The organism is Blautia pseudococcoides (genome assembly GCF_001689125.2).
GTDB lineage: Bacteria > Bacillota > Clostridia > Lachnospirales > Lachnospiraceae > Blautia > Blautia pseudococcoides.
In genome coordinates this window covers 1759493-1779070 of the sequence record NZ_CP015405.2, presented here as the reverse complement: position 1 = coordinate 1779070, position 19578 = coordinate 1759493, and the positions used below count along the sequence as shown (strand labels likewise).

At 39.1% G+C, this 19578-nt stretch carries 25 protein-coding genes; 24 read left to right on the top strand and 1 reads right to left on the bottom strand.

Annotated elements, in window-relative coordinates; genetic code table 11:
- Nucleotides 1-3 precede the first annotated feature (3 nt).
- The 3 genes from A4V09_RS08385 (at nt 4) to A4V09_RS24870 (ending at nt 5427) form a co-directional block, all read left to right on the top strand.
- The gene (locus A4V09_RS08385; RefSeq protein ID WP_065541948.1) at nt 4-3975 is read left to right on the top strand and encodes a helicase-like domain-containing protein; all 3972 of its coding nucleotides are present in this window, start codon (nt 4-6) and stop codon (nt 3973-3975) included.
- A 41-nt stretch (nt 3976-4016) separates the two neighbouring features.
- Nucleotides 4017-5183, top strand: a complete 1167-nt coding sequence (locus A4V09_RS08380) for a helicase-related protein (RefSeq protein ID WP_157123478.1) — start codon at nt 4017-4019, stop codon at nt 5181-5183.
- Between the two features lie 61 nt (nt 5184-5244).
- On the top strand, nt 5245-5427 hold the full coding sequence (locus tag A4V09_RS24870; RefSeq protein WP_157766922.1) for a septation protein SpoVG family protein: 183 nt from the start codon (nt 5245-5247) through the stop codon (nt 5425-5427).
- A 338-nt stretch (nt 5428-5765) separates the two neighbouring features.
- On the opposite strand, the gene A4V09_RS26745 is transcribed toward A4V09_RS24870, so the two are convergent.
- Nucleotides 5766-6248 carry a GHKL domain-containing protein gene (locus A4V09_RS26745; RefSeq protein WP_162291105.1) on the bottom strand — a complete coding sequence of 161 codons (483 nt, stop codon included), beginning with the start codon at nt 6246-6248 and terminating at the stop codon, nt 5766-5768.
- Nucleotides 6249-6752: 504 nt separating this feature from the next.
- Between A4V09_RS26745 and A4V09_RS24290 the strand changes: the two genes are divergently transcribed.
- The 21 genes from A4V09_RS24290 to A4V09_RS08270 all read left to right on the top strand — a co-directional run bounded on the left by A4V09_RS24290 (nt 6753) and on the right by A4V09_RS08270 (nt 19556).
- Nucleotides 6753-6920 (top strand): hypothetical protein, encoded by a 168-nt coding sequence (locus A4V09_RS24290; protein WP_157123477.1) that lies wholly within the window; start codon nt 6753-6755, stop codon nt 6918-6920.
- An 82-nt stretch (nt 6921-7002) separates the two neighbouring features.
- A complete protein-coding gene (locus tag A4V09_RS08365) occupies nt 7003-7314 on the top strand; it encodes a M73 family metallopeptidase (protein WP_065541944.1) in 312 nt (103 codons plus the stop codon).
- Between the two features lie 172 nt (nt 7315-7486).
- Nucleotides 7487-8233 (top strand): hypothetical protein, encoded by a 747-nt coding sequence (locus A4V09_RS08360; RefSeq protein ID WP_065541943.1) that lies wholly within the window; start codon nt 7487-7489, stop codon nt 8231-8233.
- Nucleotides 8234-8378: 145 nt separating this feature from the next.
- Complete coding sequence (locus A4V09_RS08355) at nt 8379-9131, top strand: bacteriocin-associated integral membrane family protein (protein WP_065541942.1); 753 nt, start codon at nt 8379-8381, stop codon at nt 9129-9131.
- Nucleotides 9131-9385: an ATP-binding cassette domain-containing protein gene (locus tag A4V09_RS25965; RefSeq protein WP_084043489.1), complete on the top strand. Its 255-nt coding sequence runs from the start codon at nt 9131-9133 to the stop codon at nt 9383-9385. Before A4V09_RS08355 ends, A4V09_RS25965 begins: the two co-directional genes overlap by 1 nt.
- Nucleotides 9379-9693 carry an ATP-binding cassette domain-containing protein gene (locus A4V09_RS26965; protein ID WP_084043488.1) on the top strand — a complete coding sequence of 105 codons (315 nt, stop codon included), beginning with the start codon at nt 9379-9381 and terminating at the stop codon, nt 9691-9693. The genes A4V09_RS25965 and A4V09_RS26965 overlap by 7 nt, the downstream gene beginning before the upstream one ends.
- Nucleotides 9666-10106, top strand: a complete 441-nt coding sequence (gene lepB / locus A4V09_RS08340; protein ID WP_084043487.1) for a signal peptidase I — start codon at nt 9666-9668, stop codon at nt 10104-10106. The genes A4V09_RS26965 and lepB overlap by 28 nt, the downstream gene beginning before the upstream one ends.
- 191 nt (nt 10107-10297) lie before the next feature.
- Nucleotides 10298-10801 (top strand): hypothetical protein, encoded by a 504-nt coding sequence (locus A4V09_RS25265; protein WP_242964026.1) that lies wholly within the window; start codon nt 10298-10300, stop codon nt 10799-10801.
- Between the two features lie 159 nt (nt 10802-10960).
- Entirely contained in the window at nt 10961-11662 is a 702-nt protein-coding gene (locus A4V09_RS08330) for a lantibiotic protection ABC transporter ATP-binding protein (RefSeq protein ID WP_171285517.1), read from the top strand.
- A gap of 3 nt (nt 11663-11665) precedes the next feature.
- Nucleotides 11666-12388, top strand: a complete 723-nt coding sequence (locus A4V09_RS26410; RefSeq protein ID WP_065541939.1) for a lantibiotic immunity ABC transporter MutE/EpiE family permease subunit — start codon at nt 11666-11668, stop codon at nt 12386-12388.
- Between the two features lies 1 nt (nt 12389).
- The gene (locus A4V09_RS08320) at nt 12390-13121 is read left to right on the top strand and encodes a lantibiotic immunity ABC transporter MutG family permease subunit (protein ID WP_065541938.1); all 732 of its coding nucleotides are present in this window, start codon (nt 12390-12392) and stop codon (nt 13119-13121) included.
- Nucleotides 13114-13929, top strand: coding sequence for a NisI/SpaI family lantibiotic immunity lipoprotein (locus A4V09_RS08315; protein ID WP_065541937.1), 816 nt, complete (start codon nt 13114-13116; stop codon nt 13927-13929). The genes A4V09_RS08320 and A4V09_RS08315 overlap by 8 nt, the downstream gene beginning before the upstream one ends.
- A 61-nt stretch (nt 13930-13990) precedes the next feature.
- A complete protein-coding gene (locus A4V09_RS08310) occupies nt 13991-14650 on the top strand; it encodes a response regulator transcription factor (protein WP_065541936.1) in 660 nt (219 codons plus the stop codon).
- A complete protein-coding gene (locus A4V09_RS08305; protein ID WP_065541935.1) occupies nt 14641-16008 on the top strand; it encodes a sensor histidine kinase in 1368 nt (455 codons plus the stop codon). The genes A4V09_RS08310 and A4V09_RS08305 overlap by 10 nt, the downstream gene beginning before the upstream one ends.
- 422 nt (nt 16009-16430) lie before the next feature.
- Nucleotides 16431-16604 (top strand): gallidermin/nisin family lantibiotic, encoded by a 174-nt coding sequence (locus A4V09_RS08300; protein WP_065541934.1) that lies wholly within the window; start codon nt 16431-16433, stop codon nt 16602-16604.
- Between the two features lie 28 nt (nt 16605-16632).
- A complete protein-coding gene (locus A4V09_RS08295) occupies nt 16633-16806 on the top strand; it encodes a gallidermin/nisin family lantibiotic (protein WP_065541934.1) in 174 nt (57 codons plus the stop codon).
- A 27-nt stretch (nt 16807-16833) separates the two neighbouring features.
- Nucleotides 16834-17007, top strand: coding sequence for a gallidermin/nisin family lantibiotic (locus A4V09_RS08290; protein WP_065541934.1), 174 nt, complete (start codon nt 16834-16836; stop codon nt 17005-17007).
- 28 nt (nt 17008-17035) lie between these two features.
- On the top strand, nt 17036-17209 hold the full coding sequence (locus tag A4V09_RS08285; protein ID WP_065541934.1) for a gallidermin/nisin family lantibiotic: 174 nt from the start codon (nt 17036-17038) through the stop codon (nt 17207-17209).
- 27 nt (nt 17210-17236) lie between these two features.
- Nucleotides 17237-17386: a gallidermin/nisin family lantibiotic gene (locus tag A4V09_RS08280; RefSeq protein ID WP_084043486.1), complete on the top strand. Its 150-nt coding sequence runs from the start codon at nt 17237-17239 to the stop codon at nt 17384-17386.
- A 146-nt stretch (nt 17387-17532) separates the two neighbouring features.
- Nucleotides 17533-18198: a response regulator transcription factor gene (locus A4V09_RS08275; protein ID WP_065541933.1), complete on the top strand. Its 666-nt coding sequence runs from the start codon at nt 17533-17535 to the stop codon at nt 18196-18198.
- On the top strand, nt 18183-19556 hold the full coding sequence (locus tag A4V09_RS08270; protein WP_065541932.1) for a sensor histidine kinase: 1374 nt from the start codon (nt 18183-18185) through the stop codon (nt 19554-19556). The genes A4V09_RS08275 and A4V09_RS08270 overlap by 16 nt, the downstream gene beginning before the upstream one ends.
- The last annotated feature ends 22 nt before the right edge of the window (nt 19557-19578 follow it).

Genomic DNA, 19578 nt, shown 5'->3' with positions numbered 1-19578 from the left:
TGTATGGAACACATCACAAAAGTAAAGGACTTATATGAGCGTACAGTTACGATGATCTCCGAGTCTGAGGAAAACTGGAGGGAGTTTCTGGAATGTATGGGAAGGCTGTACCAGTTGGACTACTTAAATACCTGTATGGTATATGCGCAGAGGCCGGATGCTACGGTCCTTGCCGGGTTTGATGAATGGATGGAACTAAACCTTCCTGTCATGAGGGGAAGCAGGGGAATCGCAATTTTTCCGTCAAAACTGTTTGGGGAAAATGTGACCCATGTATTTGACGTTTCCGACACAAAAGGGCCGGGTGTGCGTCCGTGGAATTGGACGGTCAACGGCACGAACCGGAGGAAGCTGGCGAAGATGTTATTCCCGGAAATCTACGAAAAAGAAAAAAAATTTAAAAATTCCCTAAACACCTTTACAAGAACGTATGTTTGGTTTATGATAAGGGAAGAGGATGGAATTTCCAAAACGCTGCAAAGGCTTAAGGTACTTACCGGTGCCGAGGCAGAACTGGAGGAAATGGAGATTACTAGGTTCATTGTGGACAGCGCGCTTTATGCGGTGGAAAGCAGGTGCGGTGTTACAGACGGGGAACTGGATTTTTCTCTTATCAGCCGGTACCAGAATGAAGAAATCCTATACCGGGCGGGGCGGCTGGTCTCCCATTTATCAGGAAAAGTATTATTTGAAATATCAAAAACCATGAAAACCATTGACTTGGAAAGGAGTGCATATTATGGCAGGGATTACAGGAATTCAGTACAGGGAAGTGGACGGCCTTCAATATCCCGTATTGGAGGGGACCATGAGCGAGGAAACGGTAATGGCAACACTGGGCAAGTACGGCAGGATGGCAGCCAGAGACCTGCAGGAGAACGATCCGGACCGGTACGGGATGATGCTGCTGTCGGGAATGCTTCTTCCGAAAATGCAGGAAGTACAGGAGCAGGCGGAAACGCTGCACGAAGAGATCGCGGAGAAACTGGTACAGGCATGGATGGCACAGGACAACGTGAATCCATACGATACCATGAAAATGACGGGCCTGCGAACACAGGCAGAGATGGAAGCCGAGGAAGAAGTGATCAGGGAAGTCATTCATCAGATGAGATAACAAAAACACAGCAGCAGGAAGATATGCCGCAGGAGGAACAGAAACAGGAAGAGGGAACCGCTTTGGCGGTTCCTTTTGCTTTGTCTGATATCCAGCCGGGGGAAGTCACGGAAGAAATGAAACGGATCATCCTGCTGGAAATGACAGATGACGAAACAAAACAGGCGGTGTATCTGTTTTTTGCCAACAATCCGGATAGTGAAGAACGCGGGGAATATCTGCATGAGGTTTATGGGGATGATGAGGTACGGAAGGAATCAAAAGAAAGCTTCCTGTCTTATGAAGGCGGGCGTGACGGTTTTTATCTGCTTTGGGCACAGGAAGATTCCATGTATGAAGGGTACTGGCCCTGGGAGGATGTATGCGAAAGTATCGAAAACCTGATCCGTGAAAGGAATTACCTTCCGCTGGAATCCATTTCTGACGCAGCAATAGATGAAGAGGACACCGAAGCGTATGTGGAGGATACGGAACGTGAGCCGGAGGCCGTAGAAGAGAAAACGGATGAACTGGAGCAGTTAAAAGTAAAAATCCTGGATATCGGGGAAGCATTTTATGGACACAAGAGCAGTGTGGATGTCCTGAACCAGATGATTTGCCGGATTTACAGTACGAACCTGACCGGGGAAGAAAAAGCGGCGTTTCTGAAAAATGTGCTGACGCAGTATGGGGAAGTACCGCAATCCTACCATGCGGCGCGCCTGGACAACGAGTTTTACGAATTTCAGATTCAGGAAGATGGCGTGAACATTTCGCGAGCAGACGACCCGGAGGAAGAATTTACCAATATCCAGTTTGACTGGGAGGAAATTGGGGACCTGACCGCTCATCTGGCAGAGGAAGACCGGATTCCTTACAGTGAGGATTTGGAAACGATCAAAAAGCAGCAGAAAATGTACCAGATGCTTTCCTGGTTTGTAAAGCTGCAAAATGCGTATGTGCTGCTTTTGGAGAAAGAAGAACTGGAATTTCCTTCCGGGGAGCTTCAGCAGATGGTGGAGAACGGGGCTTTTGAAGTGCCGGCGAACCCTTACCATGACGCAGTAAGAAAAGCAGCGGCACGGGAATTTGTGGGAAGTTCTATGGCTATCGCTCAAAATGTGGAAGCACTGGAGAGGGTGCAGCCAAAGGACCTGACCGCACCGGAGATATCAGTGAAACTGGGGACTACCTGGATTGACACGCAGGATTATGAAAAATTCCTTTATGAAACTTTACAGACACCGGAAAAATACCAGAGGGGAAGAGCTCCGCTGCGGCTTGCCGTGACTGTGGAGAGACTTGAAATGGATATGTCCTACCATATCGAAAACAAACAAATTGTGTGGAATACCATTCTTGCGCAGCAGACCTTTGGAACCAGCCGTATAGATGCCTACACGCTTGCGGAAGAGATCATGAATGGCCGTGTGATCGCAGTGCGTGACCGCATTGAGGATGGGGATAAGGTCCGGTATGTGATCAATAAAAAAGAGACAATGCTTGCCCGGGATAAGGCAGACCAGTTAAAAGAGGAGTTCCGGAATTGGATTTTTAAAGACCCGGAGAGGAGGAAAAAATATGTGGATTATTATAACCAGACCTTTAACTGCATCCGTCTGAGGGAATATGACGGTTCCTACCTGCAGCTTCCGGGGTTAAGCCCACTGATCGAGCTTCGGCCTTATCAGAAAAACGCAGTGGTGAGAATCTTATCATCGGGCGGGAATACCCTGTTAGCCCATGCGGTGGGAGCCGGAAAAAGTATCGAGATGATTTGTGCCTGTATGGAAATGCGCCGGCTGGGGATCGCAACCAAGCCGATGATCACGGTACCGAACCATTTGACTTACCAGATGGGAGCGGAATTTATCCGGACATTTCCCAATGCGAAGATACTGATCGCAAAAAAAGAGGATTTTCAGAAGGAAAACAGGAGGCGGCTGACTGCCCGGATCGCGACAGGGGATTATGACTGCGTGATCGTGGGGCATACCCAGTTCCAGAGGATTCCGGTATCAAATGAGCGCCAGGAGGCAATGATAGAAAAACAGGTGCAGCAATTGGTATACGCGATTGATGCAGCAAAAAGGAAGGAAGGCAAAAACTGGTCCGTAAAACAGATGGAGACAAAAAAGCAGCAGCTTCTGGATAAGATCGAGCGCATGAACAACGAGGAGATCAAGGACCATGTGGTATGCTTTGAGGAACTTGGGGTAAATGCGCTTTTTGTGGATGAAGCGCATCAGTTCAAAAACCTTGAAATTTTTACAAAGATGAGCAACATTGCCGGCATTGGCTCCAATGGTTCCCAGAGGGCTATGGATATGCGCATGAAAGTACAATATATCAATGAGATCAACCATGGAATGGGCGTGGTCATGGCAACAGGTACACCGATATCAAATTCCATGACGGAGCTGTATGTCATGCAGGTGTTCTTACAGGAAGCACGGCTCAGGATGAAAAATATTTATAATTTTGACGCCTGGGCTTCCAACTTCGGAGAAGTGACAACCGCATTGGAGCTGGCCCCGGAAGGTACCGGTTACCGGATGCGGACCCGGTTCAATAAATTTGTGAACCTGCCGGAACTGATGATGATGTTTAAAGAGGTGGCGGACATTATCCTGCCGGAAATGCTGGATATCCCAAAACCGAAGCTGAAAGGCGGGAAGTACATCATTGTAGAATCGGAGGCGTCTGACTATGTGCGTTCACGCATGGAGGAAATGGTAAGCCGTGCGGAGGCTATCCATAACGGCATGGTAGACCCACGGACAGATAATATGCTGAAGATTACCGGGGAAGCAAGGCTTTTGGGGACAGACCCGAGGCTTCTGGATTTGATGCCCCGGTGGATGAAGATTCCAAACTGAATAAGGCAGTAAGGAATATTTACCAGGAATATACCGATGCTATGGAGATAAAAGGAACGCAGATCATCTTTTCCGACATCGGGACACCGGGAAATGGAAAACTATTTACGGTATATGATTATATCAAGCAGGAACTGGTATTAAAAGGAGTGCCGGAGGAAGAGATCTGCTTTATACACGATGCCAAAACAGATGAGCAGAGGGACCAGATGTTTTCTGATCTGCGCAGCGGAAGAAAGAGGATCATTCTTGGAAGCACGGATAAACTGGGGACCGGGACCAACATCCAGGACAGGATTGTTGCCCTGCATCATATCGACTGTCCCTGGAAGCCTTCGGCCATAGAACAGCGTGAAGGCAGGGGGCTTCGGCATGGAAACAAAAATGAAGAGGTAAGTGTCTACCGGTATGTGACGAAAAACTCCTTTGATGCATATCTTTGGGAACTGGCAAGGGATTGTGAAGATGTGGACGAAACCGTTCTGAATTTTGCGGAGATCAAGGCGGTAGCCTCGGGAAACCCTTTAATCCTGGAAAAGCTGGAGGTTGACAACGAGGTAACGAGGCTCCGTGTCTTAAAATCCGCTTATGAAGGGAAAAGGTATCTTCTGCAGGATGCGTTTACCGTCCAGTATCCACAGCGGATTGCGGCCAGAAAGAAGGAACTGGAGAAGCTGGAGGGAGATATCCGTACCAGGAATGTAGAAATGGAAAAGAATCCGTTGTTTGAGATCGTCCTGAAGGACCGGAAATTTACAGAACTTAAGGAGGCTGGGGAATTTCTCCGGGCCATTATAGAACATACCATTCTTTATGAAGAGCTTTCCATTGGCACTTATAAGGGATTGGAGATCGCCCTCAATAAAAATTCCGAGGGAGCAACCCTGTATGCGAAAGGAAGCGGGCTGTATAAGGTGGAACTGAAAAAAAGCGATTCCGTAAATATCGTCCGTCTGGAGAATACCATAAATGGACTGGATAAAGAGGCGGAGGAAATCCGGCAGAAGATTGCTGATTATCACACGGAAATGGAAAACGCAAAAATAGAATATGAAAAAGAATTCCAGTATGAAGATCTGCTAAAGGAGAAACTGAAACGGCAGACAGAGATCAATAGCCAGTTGGAGATCAAAGAGGAAAATGAGGTTATTGACAACGTACCGGATGAAAGTGTGGCAGCGCCGCAGATCGCAGCGGCCACAAGATAGGTTACAGGTGCCGGGACTGGCATCTTTTTTATTATTGGAAGACCAGAAAGGAGATTTTTTTATGGATTATAGTATCAGAGTTTATAAAGTGGACAAAGAGGACAGCAGGTTAAGAGGATTTGTGAGCATTACATTTGACGGGGCATTCTGTGCCAAGAGCATTGCGCTGAAACAGTCTGCCAAAGGAAGCCTTTATCTGGAGATGCCGAAATATCTGGATTATGAGAGCATTCTTTGGTTTTAAGGATGCGGATTTCAGAAAAGCGGTTACGGAGCAGGTGGTTGATGCTTACGAACAGATTATTAGTTGCGGTGACGTTTGAAACAATATCAATATTGCCTAATAAAATAAAAAACAGATGCTGTTAGAATGCAGCACCTGTTTTTTGGTTACTTGCTTTTTAGAATTCGTAAACGTTGTGTAAATAGTGAATTAGTGGTCTCAGTATCCCAGTAAACGTAACTGTATTTTGAAACGATTTCGTGAGCATTATATAATCCAATCCCCCTGTTAGGACCTTTTGTGGAGATGGTGGGTTGGCGCAGTGTTGCAAACGGTATTCCGCTGTCATGGAACGTGTTTTAGATAATGAATGTATATTCATTATCTAAATTGATAACGGCAAATTGAATAGAAGGTACTTCGGTTTCAAGTGTAGCTTCTATTGCGTTATCAAGAAAAACACCCAAGATACGTGCCAAGTCAACAGTGTCCATTGAAATTTCAGATATTTCTTCTGTAACTTCTATGTTTACATTGATGTTGAGCTCCATGGCATATAACAGTTTGGCAGAAATAATACTTTTTAATTCTGTGATTTTTATATTCATTAACTGGTTCATATGTGATGTGTTTTTGGATAATTTATTGTTTAGTGGAATAATTTCTTTGTCAAAATACTTTTGTAGTCCATCTATATCCCCAGTCTCAATATATCCAGACATAGAAAGCATTATGTTTAAATAATCGTGTTTGAACGAGCGTAGTGAAGAATACATATTTTCTATCTGATTTGTATAGTCCTGCAGTTGGTCATAGGCATCCTGGCGCATGTCCAAATCCATTTGGACTATATGAGCTTTGATAATGTTGACGATCAGAACAGTATTTATGATGAAGTAACATCCGAATAAAATGCAGTTAAATGTAATGATCTGACGATTATAGCCGATATATTCACCTATAACAATATTAAACAAGAAAATAAATAAACATATAATTAAATTGGTCGCAATTAATATAAGGAGTTGTTTGGAAATACCTGCATGTAGTTTTGTGATCAAGTAGCGTAGTAATTTCTCTATAAGAGGACAGATAATAGCCAAAAGCAATATATATAATGCAATATATAATAGATAATATCTGTAAGAGTTCTGTAAAGACGAAATCGGAATAATAAAAGTGTCCCAAAGAAGGGTAAAAATATTATCCCAGAGAACACAAAACAAATATGTTGCAATAAATACGTTAGACGGTTTTTCTTCGAAGAATATGTTTTATTCGCTTTTCGCAATAATTGAGATTCTTCAAGTATAATCACATTATAAAGAATACAGGGAGGAGCCAAAATGAAAAATGAATTTAAAGTAATATTAGGAAATTGGGTAATCAAATTAGGAGAGCATTCTGTTGGAAAATGTATGTACGATCCTAAGATTCCCCAGGAATTAAAGGATGAAATGAAAATAATAGAAGAAAATGCAAAAAGTGGTTTTATGCATGTAAGAAATACATAGTTAAGTCTGCTTTTAAATTGTTAAAGGGCTATTATGACGTCGGATAGCTTTTTATAAATAAAAACGAAGGAGGAAAAAATTTATGAGTATTAAGAAAATCAAGTACAACATGGCATCTTTTTTGGCAATGGGTCTGCTTACCATTGCTACGTTAGGGACAGGTGTGGCCGCTGCTGCATCCGGAAATGCAAGTGTAGGTGGCGGTGAATGGTCTTGGAGCAGCGTTCCGGGAGTTTATGCATCATCTTCCTATTATCACAGAACAGCGACACATTCAGCTTCAGCACAGGTTGGAACGGGAAGCGTTGTTGTAGACGTGAAAAATCCTGGTGGCACAGCGCAGGCAACCGCATATGGTGTAGGAACAACCAGAGTATGGTGGGATGTACTTTAATATTGTCTTAGCGGAGAAAAGGGATGGACGGCTAGCACCATCCCTTTTGCCGCATAGTGTGGTTTGGCTTTAGTATTGTAAAAGTTGCCTGACACACAACTTCGATATTATTTTGAGACGGTTATATTTTAGGTATGATATTATAGATACCAATAGAAACAGGAGGGCAACAATGAAAAAGTTAATGACAATGAGTTTTATTATCTTATTTTCAGTGCTTGCGGTTTTGTCTTGTATAAATTTTTCATATAATGCACTTGAGACCATTGAAAATGACAAACAGACTATTACGATAGAAAAGCCTGAAGATATTACAAATGAAAAATTTTTGGAAGATATAGATAAAGCACTAGGAGAAAATAATGCGGATATTATGTATAGGTATGTTGATGTTACTGGTAAGAAACCGCATTATATATACTTTAAAACAAATCATACAAATAATTTTATACATGGTGCCAGTTTGAAATCGGACTTTCAGATTAGTGAAGAGGAATGTATTTCTACGCTGACCCCTATGGGGTATGAGGTATATCCATTGTATGTATCTTCTGTGTTTCAAGATATTTCGTTTTATAATTGGGCAGATGCCGCAAAATACGATCTATCATCATGCACATACTATGTGAAAAATGATGTGTGTAGCGAAAGTGCAGGGATAATAAGCCAACTGGGATATCATGTAATAATTAACACAAATGTATTTCTGTCTGGGAAAATGCCGGTCTTATTGTTTTCCTTTATTCCTATATTTCTGTTAATAATGAGTATGGTGTTTTATGTGCTTGCAAATGGAAAAAGAAATGTAATAAAAAAGATGGATGGATATACTTTAAAAAGCATTCTTCTTGATGAGATAAAAGTCTGTGGGGTTAATTTTATTGGCTCATTTTTGATCGTTGAATTGACGGGAGCATAATGGAATTCTGATTGATGCAAGTAACTATGAATATAATATAACTACAGGATCAACGCTGTGTGAACAGTATGGACAGGACTATGTATCTATTAATTACAACTATTTGCTGTTTAATCCGGTTTACGATGTAGATGGAAATCAAATAATGGCGGATTCTTTTAATAAAGATAAATTAAATGTATTGCTGCCATTAACAAAACAGAAAGAGACTGAGAAATATGAGGCATTCGCTAGTGAGGCATATTCTTTGGAAGCAAATGTTATTTTATATGATGATGCGATTTTAGAAATATATTCATACAATGCCAGAGTAGGAACAGGGAATTTTGGACGAATAGAATCACCGGTTATTCTTGCGTTACCTGATGAACTCATGAGTGGAATATTTATTAAAAGTTATTGTTCAAAAGGAAGTTACTTCCTTAAAACGAAGACAGATGATCCGTATTTGGAATTGCAGCCTATACTGAAGAAAACTGGCATTGATAAAGTCACACCACAGACACCGTATATCTCTTCTAATTTTAACGAGATTTTAGATCAGCAATTTCAGATGTTGATTTTATATGGTTCGCAGACATTGATATTATCAATAGGATTGCTATGTTTGATAATATTTACTGGGAAATTATATTGTGAAAATTACCGGGATCGTCTGGCTTGTAGACTATTTGAAGGATATACACTGGAATTATGTATGCAAAAGCACTTTGTTCTTACATTTGTTAATTATATAGTAAGTATGCTGGCAATTTACGTCATTGGGAAAATGGTAAATATGACGATTAATGGATATATTCCAGTTTTTACATTAGTTTTAGATATTATCTGTACGATTATACTATGTAAGAAATATACAATGAAAAACTTGCATGAAGTGTTGAAAGGAGCAGAGTGATGGCAATTATAGAACTGAAAGAGATTTGTAAAAATTATGGTGACCATGTTGTGTTGGATAAGTTTACATTGGAAATAAATGAGGGAGATTACGTGTCAATTACTGGCCCAAGCGGGAAAGGAAAAACAACAATTCTCAATATTATAGGATTGCTAGACAACCCAACCAGTGGAAGTGTTAAAATATGCGGACATAGGAATTTAAAGTTTTCTTCCAGGGCAGCAGTAAATATTAGACGCAATAATCTATCGTAAAGATACGGAAGTCTGAGAAGCGTGAACTGATTTCTAATGCTTTAAGTCAAGTGGGGCTGGCTGGATATGAAAAGAGAAAAATTTATACATTAAGCGGTGGCGAGCAACAAAGAGTAGCATTGGCAAAAATAATAGTCAAATCACCTAAAATTATTTTAGCAGATGAGCCAACAGGAAGTTTGGATGAAGTAAACAGAGACTATGTTTTAAAGGTATTAGAAAAATTTAATGAGGAGGGAAAAACAGTAATTGTAGTTACTCACGATTCCTGTGTAGCATCATGCGCAAAAAGACATATTTGCTTATAGGGAGCATACAAATAGTCATTATAATCGTTTTTATACTTTTGTTTAAAATTACAATTATAAGCGGGCAATCAATGTCTCCTACATTAAAAGATGGTCAAATAACACTGGTATATAAGAGTTGTGATGACTATGAAGTTGGAGAGATTATTACTGTGAACACTAATGAATATGGCGTTTGCGTAAAAAGAATCTTGGCCAAAGGAGGAGATGTGATAACATTTCACGATGGAAAAATTCTAAAAAATGGAATTGAGTTACAACCATATGAATGTGAACCTAATTTAGAGCAAGAGTATAATTTGGAAGATGATCAATACTTTATTATAGGCGATAATTATAAGGCAAGCATAGATAGCCGAAATTATGGGCCTGTTATGAAAAGTGATATTATTGGAAAAGTGGTATTGTATTAAGAAGAATAAAAATGTAGTTTACAGAGATATTGTTTCATAGATGAGAGACATCTACGAAATAATATCTCTGTTTTTACGTTATGGTAATACAAGTGGAAATGATAATTGAGTAATTGTTTGTTTCTATTATTTGTATCAGAATGTGCTGATTGAGTTTGTATGAGATTATTGCTAAGCAGATGAGAGATTGATTGTGGAAAATCGTATCAGACAGCTTCGTGAAAAAGGGACTTAGCGCAGTAGAGATAGAGGTTTACAGAACGAATGCGGAAAAGAAACTGCATCAGATTGTCTATCAGTGGCGTTCAGTCATTGACTATTCGGAGGTTGATGTGTGGGAGGTGTTGAAATGTCATCGTGCTAACCAACATCCCTGTTACAGCGCCGGGTGGAAACGTTGCAACTGTGCTATGTGTATTTTCACTGCACCGAAGCTGTTTGCCGGGATTCGTGAATTATATCCGGAAGAATATCAGTTGTTAAAGCATGATGAAGAAATTCTGGAATTTATGCTGGATAATAAGTGTGATTTGGATACCTTTGTGGGAAATGCAAAATCCTGTGTGTATCATGGAGATGAGAAAGCGATTCGCAGTCTGGTCGCTGGAAAGTTTTCGGTAGACGATATCTATGTAGAAGGACAGTGGATGTATCCGGCAGGGGCATTTCATGGGGTAGAAGGAGAGCCATGTTGAAGGAAGGATAGAATACCAGTTTATTCAAGTGATGAAACAAAAAATTCATAGAAGAGTATTTTACTATTTCAAACTCATTTGCTGTATAGATGGAATATCTTTATGAAATCTTCAAAATTGATTGATATTATGAAAAAAACAGAAAGGATGATTATAAATATGAATATGATTTTAAAAACAACAAATCTCTGCAAATCATTCAGCGGGCAGACAGCCGTAAATAACATATCGCTGAACATTGAAAAAAATTCCGTCTATGGATTGTTAGGACCAAACGGAGCCGGAAAATCCACAACACTCAAAATGATAACAGGCATTTTGAAGCCCACATCTGGGAGCATTGAGTTTGACGGCCACGCATGGAAGCGGAGCGACTTAAACCATATTGGAGCATTGATTGAAATGCCGCCGCTTTATGAGAATTTAACCGCCTATGAAAATCTGAAAGTTAGGTCAACCCTTTTAGGGCTGACAGACAATAGGATTGAGGAAGTGCTTCAAATCGTCCGGCTGACAGAAACAGGCAGAAAAAGAGCCGGACAGTTTTCTCTTGGAATGAAGCAGCGGCTTGGAATTGCAATTGCATTATTAAATAGTCCGAAGCTGCTTATTCTTGACGAGCCTACAAACGGTCTTGACCCGGTGGGGATTGAAGAACTTAGGGAGCTTATCCGTTCATTTCCGGAAAAGGGAATTACCGTTATTTTATCCAGTCATATTCTTTCCGAGGTACAACAGACCGCCGATCATATCGGCATTATTGCGGGCGGTGTCTTAGGCTATGAGGGGAGACTTAATGCGAATGAAAATTTGGAACGGCTTTTTATGGACGTTGTGAAAAGCAATCACAGGGAGGGCTAAAGTATGAATTACTTAAAATCAGAGCATTTGAAATTCAAAAGGACAATATCAAACAAGCTGCTTTTCATCATTCCGCTAATCACAGCTATTTTTGCATGGATAGTGGGAGGTTTTATCGGGTTTCAATATATAACGCTTTACTGGTGGTATGCGTTCCTGCTTCCGGGAGCAATCGCAATCTTATGTTCCTTATCACACCGGAAAGAAGAAAGTGCGGGGAAATATTATTCTGTATTTTCTATGCCCTTGAACCTTTCAAAATTTGAAATGGCAAAAGGAATGATTTTGATTGAAAAGCTGCTTGTGGCAGGAGTATTTTTAGCATTGCTTATCTCAATCAGCAATATCATTTCCCCGGCAACAGCGGTATATTCTGTTCCGCAGAGTATGGCAGGCAGTATAGCGATTGTGATAGCGTCCGTCTGGCAAATCCCATTGTGCCTGTACCTTGCGCGTAAAATAGGACTTTTTGTACCGATAATGCTAAATACTGTACTTGGGATATTTCTTCCTATCCTGTTAGGAAACACAGCCGTTTGGTGGCTCATGCCGTATTGTTGGGCGGCGAAGCTGGCGGAGCCGCTTATGGGGATTGAATTAAACGGAACTTTTGCGGGAAATTCCGGTTTTTCTTGTACCATTTTTATCTCTGTCGCACTATCAATATTCTTATTCATTGTCTTATCTTTTGTAGACGCGAAGGACTTTGCAAAAGGAGGTAGATAAGATGGGCTTTCTTGGGGCGGTTCGTTCCGAACTAATAAAAGTAAAGCATACGTCCTTTGGGGTAATTCATTTATGCGTACCTGTTCTTGGGGCGTTACTGTTTATTGTTTACTATGTCCTATATGGAAACACAGCGGATTACAAAAAACTAAAAATGATATTAGAGCTTACGGCGACTATTTTCCCTTTGCTGATAAGTGTTGTTGTGAGCTTGAATGTCTTATTGGAAGAAAAGGCTTCACACTTTCAAATATTGCTCGGAGTGCCTAACCGGTATAAAGTTGTACTGACAAAATTAGCCGTTTTATATGGAGCAGGAATAACCGCGCTGTTTTGTCTATTCCTTGTCTTTCTGCTCGGCGTTCATTTTTTGAGAATAGATGATACCGTACAACTTAGTATGTTAGTCAAAGCAGCCGCAGGAATGGCATTTTGTAATTTAATTATTTATGCGCTGCACTTATTCCTTAGCTTTCGATTTGGACTGGGTATCTCATTGTTTTGGGGAGTATTTGAAAGTCTGCAATGTATTCTATACAGTAATATCGAATTAAAAGGTGTAGGGCGATATATCCCCTTTGCATGGTCTATGAACTGGGTGCATGATGTTATGAACAACGTGCTGTCCACTCATGGGACAGAATGGATAGGAATTGCTGTATTGACAATGGGCGGTGTATTATTAACTTTACTATGGTTTTCTCATTGGGAGGGACGAAAAAATTATGAATAAAAACAAAAAAATAGTTATATTTCTGCTGTTTACCTTTATCGTTTGTGTGGCTCTTGCAGGCTGTTCTTTACAGGACAGAATCGAAGAATATTCCAGTGACAAAGAACAATGCTATTTGAATACGGAAAGCGTAACACGTTTTTCCTATAAGGGTAACGATTACACCATTTTGGCAGATACCGTATCAAATGGTGGGCTTGGAGAATGGATTGGATATATCCGGCAGCTTGCCGCCATAGATGAGAACGGAAAAATATTGCTGCAAGAAAATGTTGAAACGGCGACTTTTCAATCCTTAGCGGATTTGGCAGAGAAAGCACCAGAAGCCTCTTACATTATTCCGTTTCTCAATGTATATGCAGCACCTAACGCAGACGATTATCTGATTGTAGATGTAAACGGAGGGTATCATAAAGCTGTTATCAGCGAGAATATCAAGGATAGCGATACTGTTTTTGATTTTAAGGAAACAGAAAAATCTATAAACGGCAGCTTTGAAATCAATCCAGAAAATGCGACACAGCTTCTTTGTGGCGGGACGGTTTATCAAGTAACGTCTGAAATGGTATCTGATGATAAATTAGGCAGCTACATTGATATTCTTGCAGAAAGTGTTACATTTGACACAGAAACGAAAATCCCTTTGTCAAAGGAAGATTTAAGCAATGTTGACTGGTACGGGGAGAATACCGGACAGGGGCGGGAGTATTGGTTTTACACAGATGTCTATGAGATTTACGGAACCGATAAAGCGGAAGCGGTTGCGGTCAAGATAAATAATAACTACTATATTGCAAAGCGGCAATGACAGCTTTCCTGCCCTTGTAGCTTGTGCTATACTAAAAAGGACAACGAAAGGAGGCGACAATATGGCAGCGATCCTTATGATTGATGATGAACGGGCTATTTTAGAGCTTGTCAAAAATGGGCTGCAAAAGGACGGGCATTTCGTGACCGCTTATACCTCTGCTGCACAGGTACCGCTTGATAAGCTGAACAGATATGACTTGATTATACTGGATATTATGATGCCGGATATAGACGGCTTTTCCTATTGTGATAAAATCCGTTCCCTTGTGGACTGCCCTATTCTTTTTCTGACAGCAAAGACAATGGAGCATGACATCACATTTGGGCTTGGTCTGGGCGCAGACGACTATCTGACAAAACCATTCCGCATTGCAGAATTGCGGGCGAGGGTAAATGCCCACTTACGGCGTGAACACAGGGAACGACATACCGCACTTACCTTTGACCGGATAAAAATTGATTTGTCTGCAAAAGAATTACGGGTAGATAACACGCCCGTTGCCTTAACCAAAAGCGAATATCTGATTTGTGAATATCTTGCAAGGAACAAAGGACAGGTATTTTCAAAAGAACAGATTTACGAAGCTGTTTTCAGCTTAGAGGGCGACAGTGATAATTCTACGATTTCTACTCATATCAAGAATATCCGGGCAAAATTGAACAAACTGGATATTCAGCCGATAGCGACAGTCTGGGGGATTGGATATAAATGGGAATGAAGAAAACAACATCATTGAAAGCGTCTTTTTGGAAATTCTTATGTATGCTACTGATTGGACTAATAGGTGCGGTGGCGATACCATTCAGTCTTATTTTAGCCGGAACCAGTACGGGACTTATTACCTATGCGGATTATTCAGAACGCAGCGCAAAAAACCTTGCTCCTGTTATTGCTGCAACGCCGGATTTGACAGACGTGCAGCTTCCTATGGGTTGCAAGTATTTGGTACTGGATAAGAATTATCAAGTGACTGAAACGACCTTAGGGGGCGACGATTTAGACCGGGCTATGGAGTATGCAATATCCGGGAAGATAAATACAAACCTCAACAAACAGTATTTGCTTGTGACCCGCGAAAATGAATATGTGGTGCTGCAATATTATATAGGCTCACAGTTTACAAATGAATGGCTTTATGAGCATTTCCCCTCACCGGAAATTCTGCTTTATATTCTTATAACAATCAACTGTATTACAGTATGCGTGATATTAACAGCGAAGTTTGCAAAAAATATGCGGGCGCAGCTTTCCCCGCTTTTTGAAGCAACAAGGCAGGTTGCGGGACAAAATCTTGATTTTGAAGTAGGACATTCAAAAATCAAAGAATTTGAGGACGTACTTTGTTCTTTTGCGAATATGAAAGATAATCTGAAAATATCTTTAGAGAAACAATGGCACGCGGAACAATTACAAAGAGAACAGATTGCAGCACTCGCTCACGATTTGAAAACACCTTTGACCGTCATTCAAGGAAATATTGATTTGATAAGTGAAACAGAACTCAATGAGGAACAAAAGTTATATGCAAGGTATATTACAGAAAGTTCAGAGCAAATGTTCACTTACATTAAATTGCTAATTGATCTTTCTAGGGTATTAGGTGGTTATCAGTTAAAAATAGAAGAGGTAAATGTTGATGAATATATACAGCATATAAAAATGCAAGTAAAATCTTTATGTGATTTTGGAAAGATTCATTTACAAATGAAAATATTATCTATGCCTAAAAGCCTGAAAATTGATATATTATTAATGGATCGAGCAATACTGAATGTTGTGGATAATGCGCTAGAACATTCTTCAAAAGGAGGAACACTTTATATTGAAGTTCGAATTGAAGAAAAATATCTGGTGATTTCCATAATTGATGAAGGGATTGGTTTTTCTAGGGAAGCATTGAGATATGCTCAAGATAAATTTTTCATGGATGATCATAGTAGAAGTTCTCGAATGCATTTTGGAATGGGATTATATATTACCGAGTCGATTATGAAACAACATGGGGGGTGCCTTGTTTTAGAAAATTCTCTCCAAACACATGGAGCAAAAGTAAGCATGAAACTGCCATGTGATTAGGCAATTATTTAAGAGTGGAATAATAAAAGGACTATCACAATTTTTTGTGATGGTCTTTTTATTTGAAATTAGTGAGAATATTTAAAATAATTTATTATTCTTGATTTTTTTTTGATTTTTAGAAGATATAACTATTGATATAAAGAAGCAAAACATTATTCTTAGAAATTTATTTTCCAAATGAATTAGTGTTTTGTGAAAAATGCATTTATTAATTAGGAAGGAGGGATAAAAAAACATGGCCAGGTTTGATGATTTTGATTTAGACGTTACTAAAATTATTAGAACACCAAATGCAATGCCAGCAAGCACTGTGGGGAGTCATTCGTTGTGTAGTACACAATTTTTGTGTCCACAAACTTTAACCTGCGGATGCCAGATTACTGGTAAATAAGTTAAGAAAAAAATAGGAGGAAAAGACGATGGCAAAATTTGATGATTTCGATCTGGATGTAACAAAGACAGCAGCAGGGGAAGGCGGAGTAGAACCGCGAATCACAAGTAAGTCCCTGTGTACACCGGGTTGTGTGACGGGAATCCTGATGACCTGTCCGGTTCAGACAGCAACCTGCGGATGCCAGATTACTGGTAAATAAGTTAAGGAAAAAATAGGAGGAAAAGACGATGGCAAAATTTGATGATTTCGATCTGGATGTAACAAAGACAGCAGCAGGGGAAGGCGGAGTAGAACCGCGAATCACAAGTAAGTCCCTGTGTACACCGGGTTGCGTGACGGGAATCCTGATGACCTGTCCGGTTCAGACAGCAACCTGCGGATGCCAGATTACTGGTAAATAAGTTAAGAAAAAATAGGAGGAAAAGACGATGGCAAAATTTGATGATTTCGATCTGGATGTAACAAAGACAGCAGCAGGGGAAGGCGGAGTAGAACCGCGAATCACAAGTAAGTCCCTGTGTACACCGGGTTGTGTGACGGGAATCCTGATGACCTGTCCGGTTCAGACAGCAACCTGCGGATGCCAGATTACTGGTAAATAAGTTAAGGAAAAAATAGGAGGAAAAGACGATGGCAAAATTTGATGATTTCGATCTGGATGTAACAAAGACAGCAGCAGGGGAAGGCGGAGTAGAACCGCGAATCACAAGTAAGTCCCTGTGTACACCGGGTTGTGTGACGGGAATCCTGATGACCTGTCCGGTTCAGACAGCAACCTGCGGATGCCAGATTACTGGTAAATAAGTTAAGAAAAAATAGGAGGAAAAGACGATGGCAAAATTTGATGATTTCGATCTGGATGTAACAAGGATGGAATCAGGAAATAATAAAACGCAGCCAAGAATTACAAGCATTAGCTTATGTACTTCCGGTTGTAAAACAGCCTTTTTTGGGACATGTTCATTTACAAAAGACAAATAAACTATTATATTTTTATACATAAAAGTGCTTTACCCTTTAGATTTGAAGGGTAAAGCATTTTTTACGTGGTAGAGGGGTTTTTATTACGAGATGCTTATGAAGCAACAGTTTTTTGATATACTTGAGAAAAAATAAGAGGACTAGATATGTCAAAAATACTTGTTATTGATGATGATAAAAAAATACTGGAATTAGTATATGAGGTATTGATGCGAGAAGGGTACGATGTAGAAACAAAAGAGTATATTGAAAATATAAATATAGCGGAATTTGAAAAATTCGATCTCATTTTACTTGATATTATGATGCCAGTATTTGATGGATTTGAAATCCTAAAAAAAATAAAGTGTATTATTTCGTGCCCAGTAATTTTTCTTTCCGCAAAATCTAGCGAAGATGCAAAGGTAAAAGGATTGATGGAAGGCGCGGATGATTATATAACAAAGCCATTTAGCATAAAAGAATTGGTGGCTAGAATAAAAGTTGCGCTAAGAAGAAATACGAATATTAAAGAAGATAAAGTAGAAGTTGATGGATTAGTATTTGATTTAAATACAAATTCTATTGCACTAGATAATAAAACTATTATCTTGACTAAGAATGAATTTAGAATATGTAAAATTCTTGTACAAAATCAAGGGCAAACTTTTTCAAAGGATATGTTATATGATTTTTTATATGATTTGGATACGGATACTCAATTAAGAACAATCACGGAATACATTTATTCAATACGGAAGAAATTCAAACGTTTTGAAAAAGATCCAATAAAAACTGTATGGGGGATTGGTTATAGATGGTGCATAGATTAATACCTATGAAGAAACAGTTAATGTTCTATATATTACAGTTAGTATTAGGATTGGTAATAGTAGGTATGGGATGGCTATTTATCACAAATATATTGATATGTGCCAAGATAGTTATTCCTGCAAATTATAGTGAAAATATATTAAAAGAAAATAGTGCTAAATTATCAACTTTGGATAAAGTTACATCAGATTTTTTGCCAATCGGATGCGAATTTGCTGTATTTGATTTTAATAATAATAAAAAATATGGAAATATGAGTTCGATTAATGAACAACATGCTTTGAACGTTATTCTTGGAAACGAGAATAATATCCAAGGAAATAAGATTTATTCAGTGATATTTAGGGAAAAAGAAATTTGTGTAGTTAAATATAATATGCGACCTTATTTCAATTTGACGAAAAGAAATTTGCAACTTCCCAATTACGATATTATTTCCTATGCAGTTATGCTAATAGTGTATGTTATATATGTTTATATTTCTACATTCAGGCTAGTAAAAAATTGGGGAAAGGAGTTTGAAAAAATCAAAAAAATAACTTTAGAGATTGAAAATGGGAATTTAGATTTTGAATATTGTTCTAGTAAAGTAAAAGAGTTTTCTAACGCTATAGATTCCTTAATAAGAATGAGAGATGCTTTAAAAGATACATTATATTCGAATTGGAAAATGGAATATGAAAAAAATGAAGAGATAGGTGCCTTGGCACATGATATTAAAATTCCATTAACTATTATTAAGGGAAATACGGAATTAGTATTAGATTACAATTCTGATTCATACAATTTTTTACATTTGAGAAATGTGCTAGAGGCGGCTGAAAAAATAGAAAAATATCTTGTAGTGCTTCTTCAATATGTCAAAGCTAAAAAAATAGAAAATAATAAAAGGGAACGAATTGATTGCGATACGTTTTCCGAAAGGATTTGTCTTGAAGTGAAAAAGTACACAGCTAATTTACATACAAAATTTGAATTTTCAGTTGACCATGTTAGCGGCATGATTTATATAGATTACTTTTCTATAGAAAGGGCCATATTTAATATCATAGATAATGCGATTGAGTATAAAGTCGAAGATGATAAGATTTTATGTCATACGATGCTAGAGGATGGAATGTATACTATTTCTGTATCAAATAGTTGTGGACAATTTGACAAGGAAGTTTTAGCGAATGCTACTAAATTATTTTATACATCAGATAAAAATAGAAATACATTACACTACGGAATTGGATTGGCATATGTACAAAGAGTCGTTGAAACGAACAATGGATATATGAGTATATTTAATTCAGATAAATTGGGTGCGACAGTAAAAATTCAGTTACCGATAATATCAAAAGAAAATAGTTGATTTCTTTAATTTACTGATTTGA

Excerpts from the sequence above, each read along its gene's own strand:
- lepB (WP_084043487.1), top strand. The coding sequence starts at position 9,666 with ATGCGCAAAAAGACATATTTGCTTATAGGGAGCATACAAATAGTCATT.
- A4V09_RS08290 (WP_065541934.1), top strand. The coding sequence starts at position 16,834 with ATGGCAAAATTTGATGATTTCGATCTGGATGTAACAAAGACAGCAGCA.
- A4V09_RS24870 (WP_157766922.1), top strand. The coding sequence starts at position 5,245 with ATGGATTATAGTATCAGAGTTTATAAAGTGGACAAAGAGGACAGCAGG.
- A4V09_RS08300 (WP_065541934.1), top strand. The coding sequence starts at position 16,431 with ATGGCAAAATTTGATGATTTCGATCTGGATGTAACAAAGACAGCAGCA.
- A4V09_RS25965 (WP_084043489.1), top strand. The coding sequence starts at position 9,131 with ATGGCAATTATAGAACTGAAAGAGATTTGTAAAAATTATGGTGACCAT.
- A4V09_RS08275 (WP_065541933.1), top strand. The coding sequence starts at position 17,533 with ATGTCAAAAATACTTGTTATTGATGATGATAAAAAAATACTGGAATTA.
- A4V09_RS08285 (WP_065541934.1), top strand. The coding sequence starts at position 17,036 with ATGGCAAAATTTGATGATTTCGATCTGGATGTAACAAAGACAGCAGCA.
- A4V09_RS08385 (WP_065541948.1), top strand. The coding sequence starts at position 4 with ATGGAACACATCACAAAAGTAAAGGACTTATATGAGCGTACAGTTACG.
- A4V09_RS08270 (WP_065541932.1), top strand. The coding sequence starts at position 18,183 with ATGGTGCATAGATTAATACCTATGAAGAAACAGTTAATGTTCTATATA.
- A4V09_RS08320 (WP_065541938.1), top strand. The coding sequence starts at position 12,390 with ATGGGCTTTCTTGGGGCGGTTCGTTCCGAACTAATAAAAGTAAAGCAT.
- A4V09_RS08360 (WP_065541943.1), top strand. The coding sequence starts at position 7,487 with ATGAAAAAGTTAATGACAATGAGTTTTATTATCTTATTTTCAGTGCTT.
- A4V09_RS26745 (WP_162291105.1), bottom strand. The coding sequence starts at position 6,248 with ATGGATTTGGACATGCGCCAGGATGCCTATGACCAACTGCAGGACTAT.
- A4V09_RS08305 (WP_065541935.1), top strand. The coding sequence starts at position 14,641 with ATGGGAATGAAGAAAACAACATCATTGAAAGCGTCTTTTTGGAAATTC.
- A4V09_RS08280 (WP_084043486.1), top strand. The coding sequence starts at position 17,237 with ATGGCAAAATTTGATGATTTCGATCTGGATGTAACAAGGATGGAATCA.
- A4V09_RS08315 (WP_065541937.1), top strand. The coding sequence starts at position 13,114 with ATGAATAAAAACAAAAAAATAGTTATATTTCTGCTGTTTACCTTTATC.
- A4V09_RS08330 (WP_171285517.1), top strand. The coding sequence starts at position 10,961 with ATGAATATGATTTTAAAAACAACAAATCTCTGCAAATCATTCAGCGGG.
- A4V09_RS08380 (WP_157123478.1), top strand. The coding sequence starts at position 4,017 with ATGGAGATAAAAGGAACGCAGATCATCTTTTCCGACATCGGGACACCG.
- A4V09_RS26410 (WP_065541939.1), top strand. The coding sequence starts at position 11,666 with ATGAATTACTTAAAATCAGAGCATTTGAAATTCAAAAGGACAATATCA.
- A4V09_RS08310 (WP_065541936.1), top strand. The coding sequence starts at position 13,991 with ATGGCAGCGATCCTTATGATTGATGATGAACGGGCTATTTTAGAGCTT.
- A4V09_RS24290 (WP_157123477.1), top strand. The coding sequence starts at position 6,753 with ATGAAAAATGAATTTAAAGTAATATTAGGAAATTGGGTAATCAAATTA.
- A4V09_RS08355 (WP_065541942.1), top strand. The coding sequence starts at position 8,379 with ATGGCGGATTCTTTTAATAAAGATAAATTAAATGTATTGCTGCCATTA.
- A4V09_RS08295 (WP_065541934.1), top strand. The coding sequence starts at position 16,633 with ATGGCAAAATTTGATGATTTCGATCTGGATGTAACAAAGACAGCAGCA.
- A4V09_RS08365 (WP_065541944.1), top strand. The coding sequence starts at position 7,003 with ATGAGTATTAAGAAAATCAAGTACAACATGGCATCTTTTTTGGCAATG.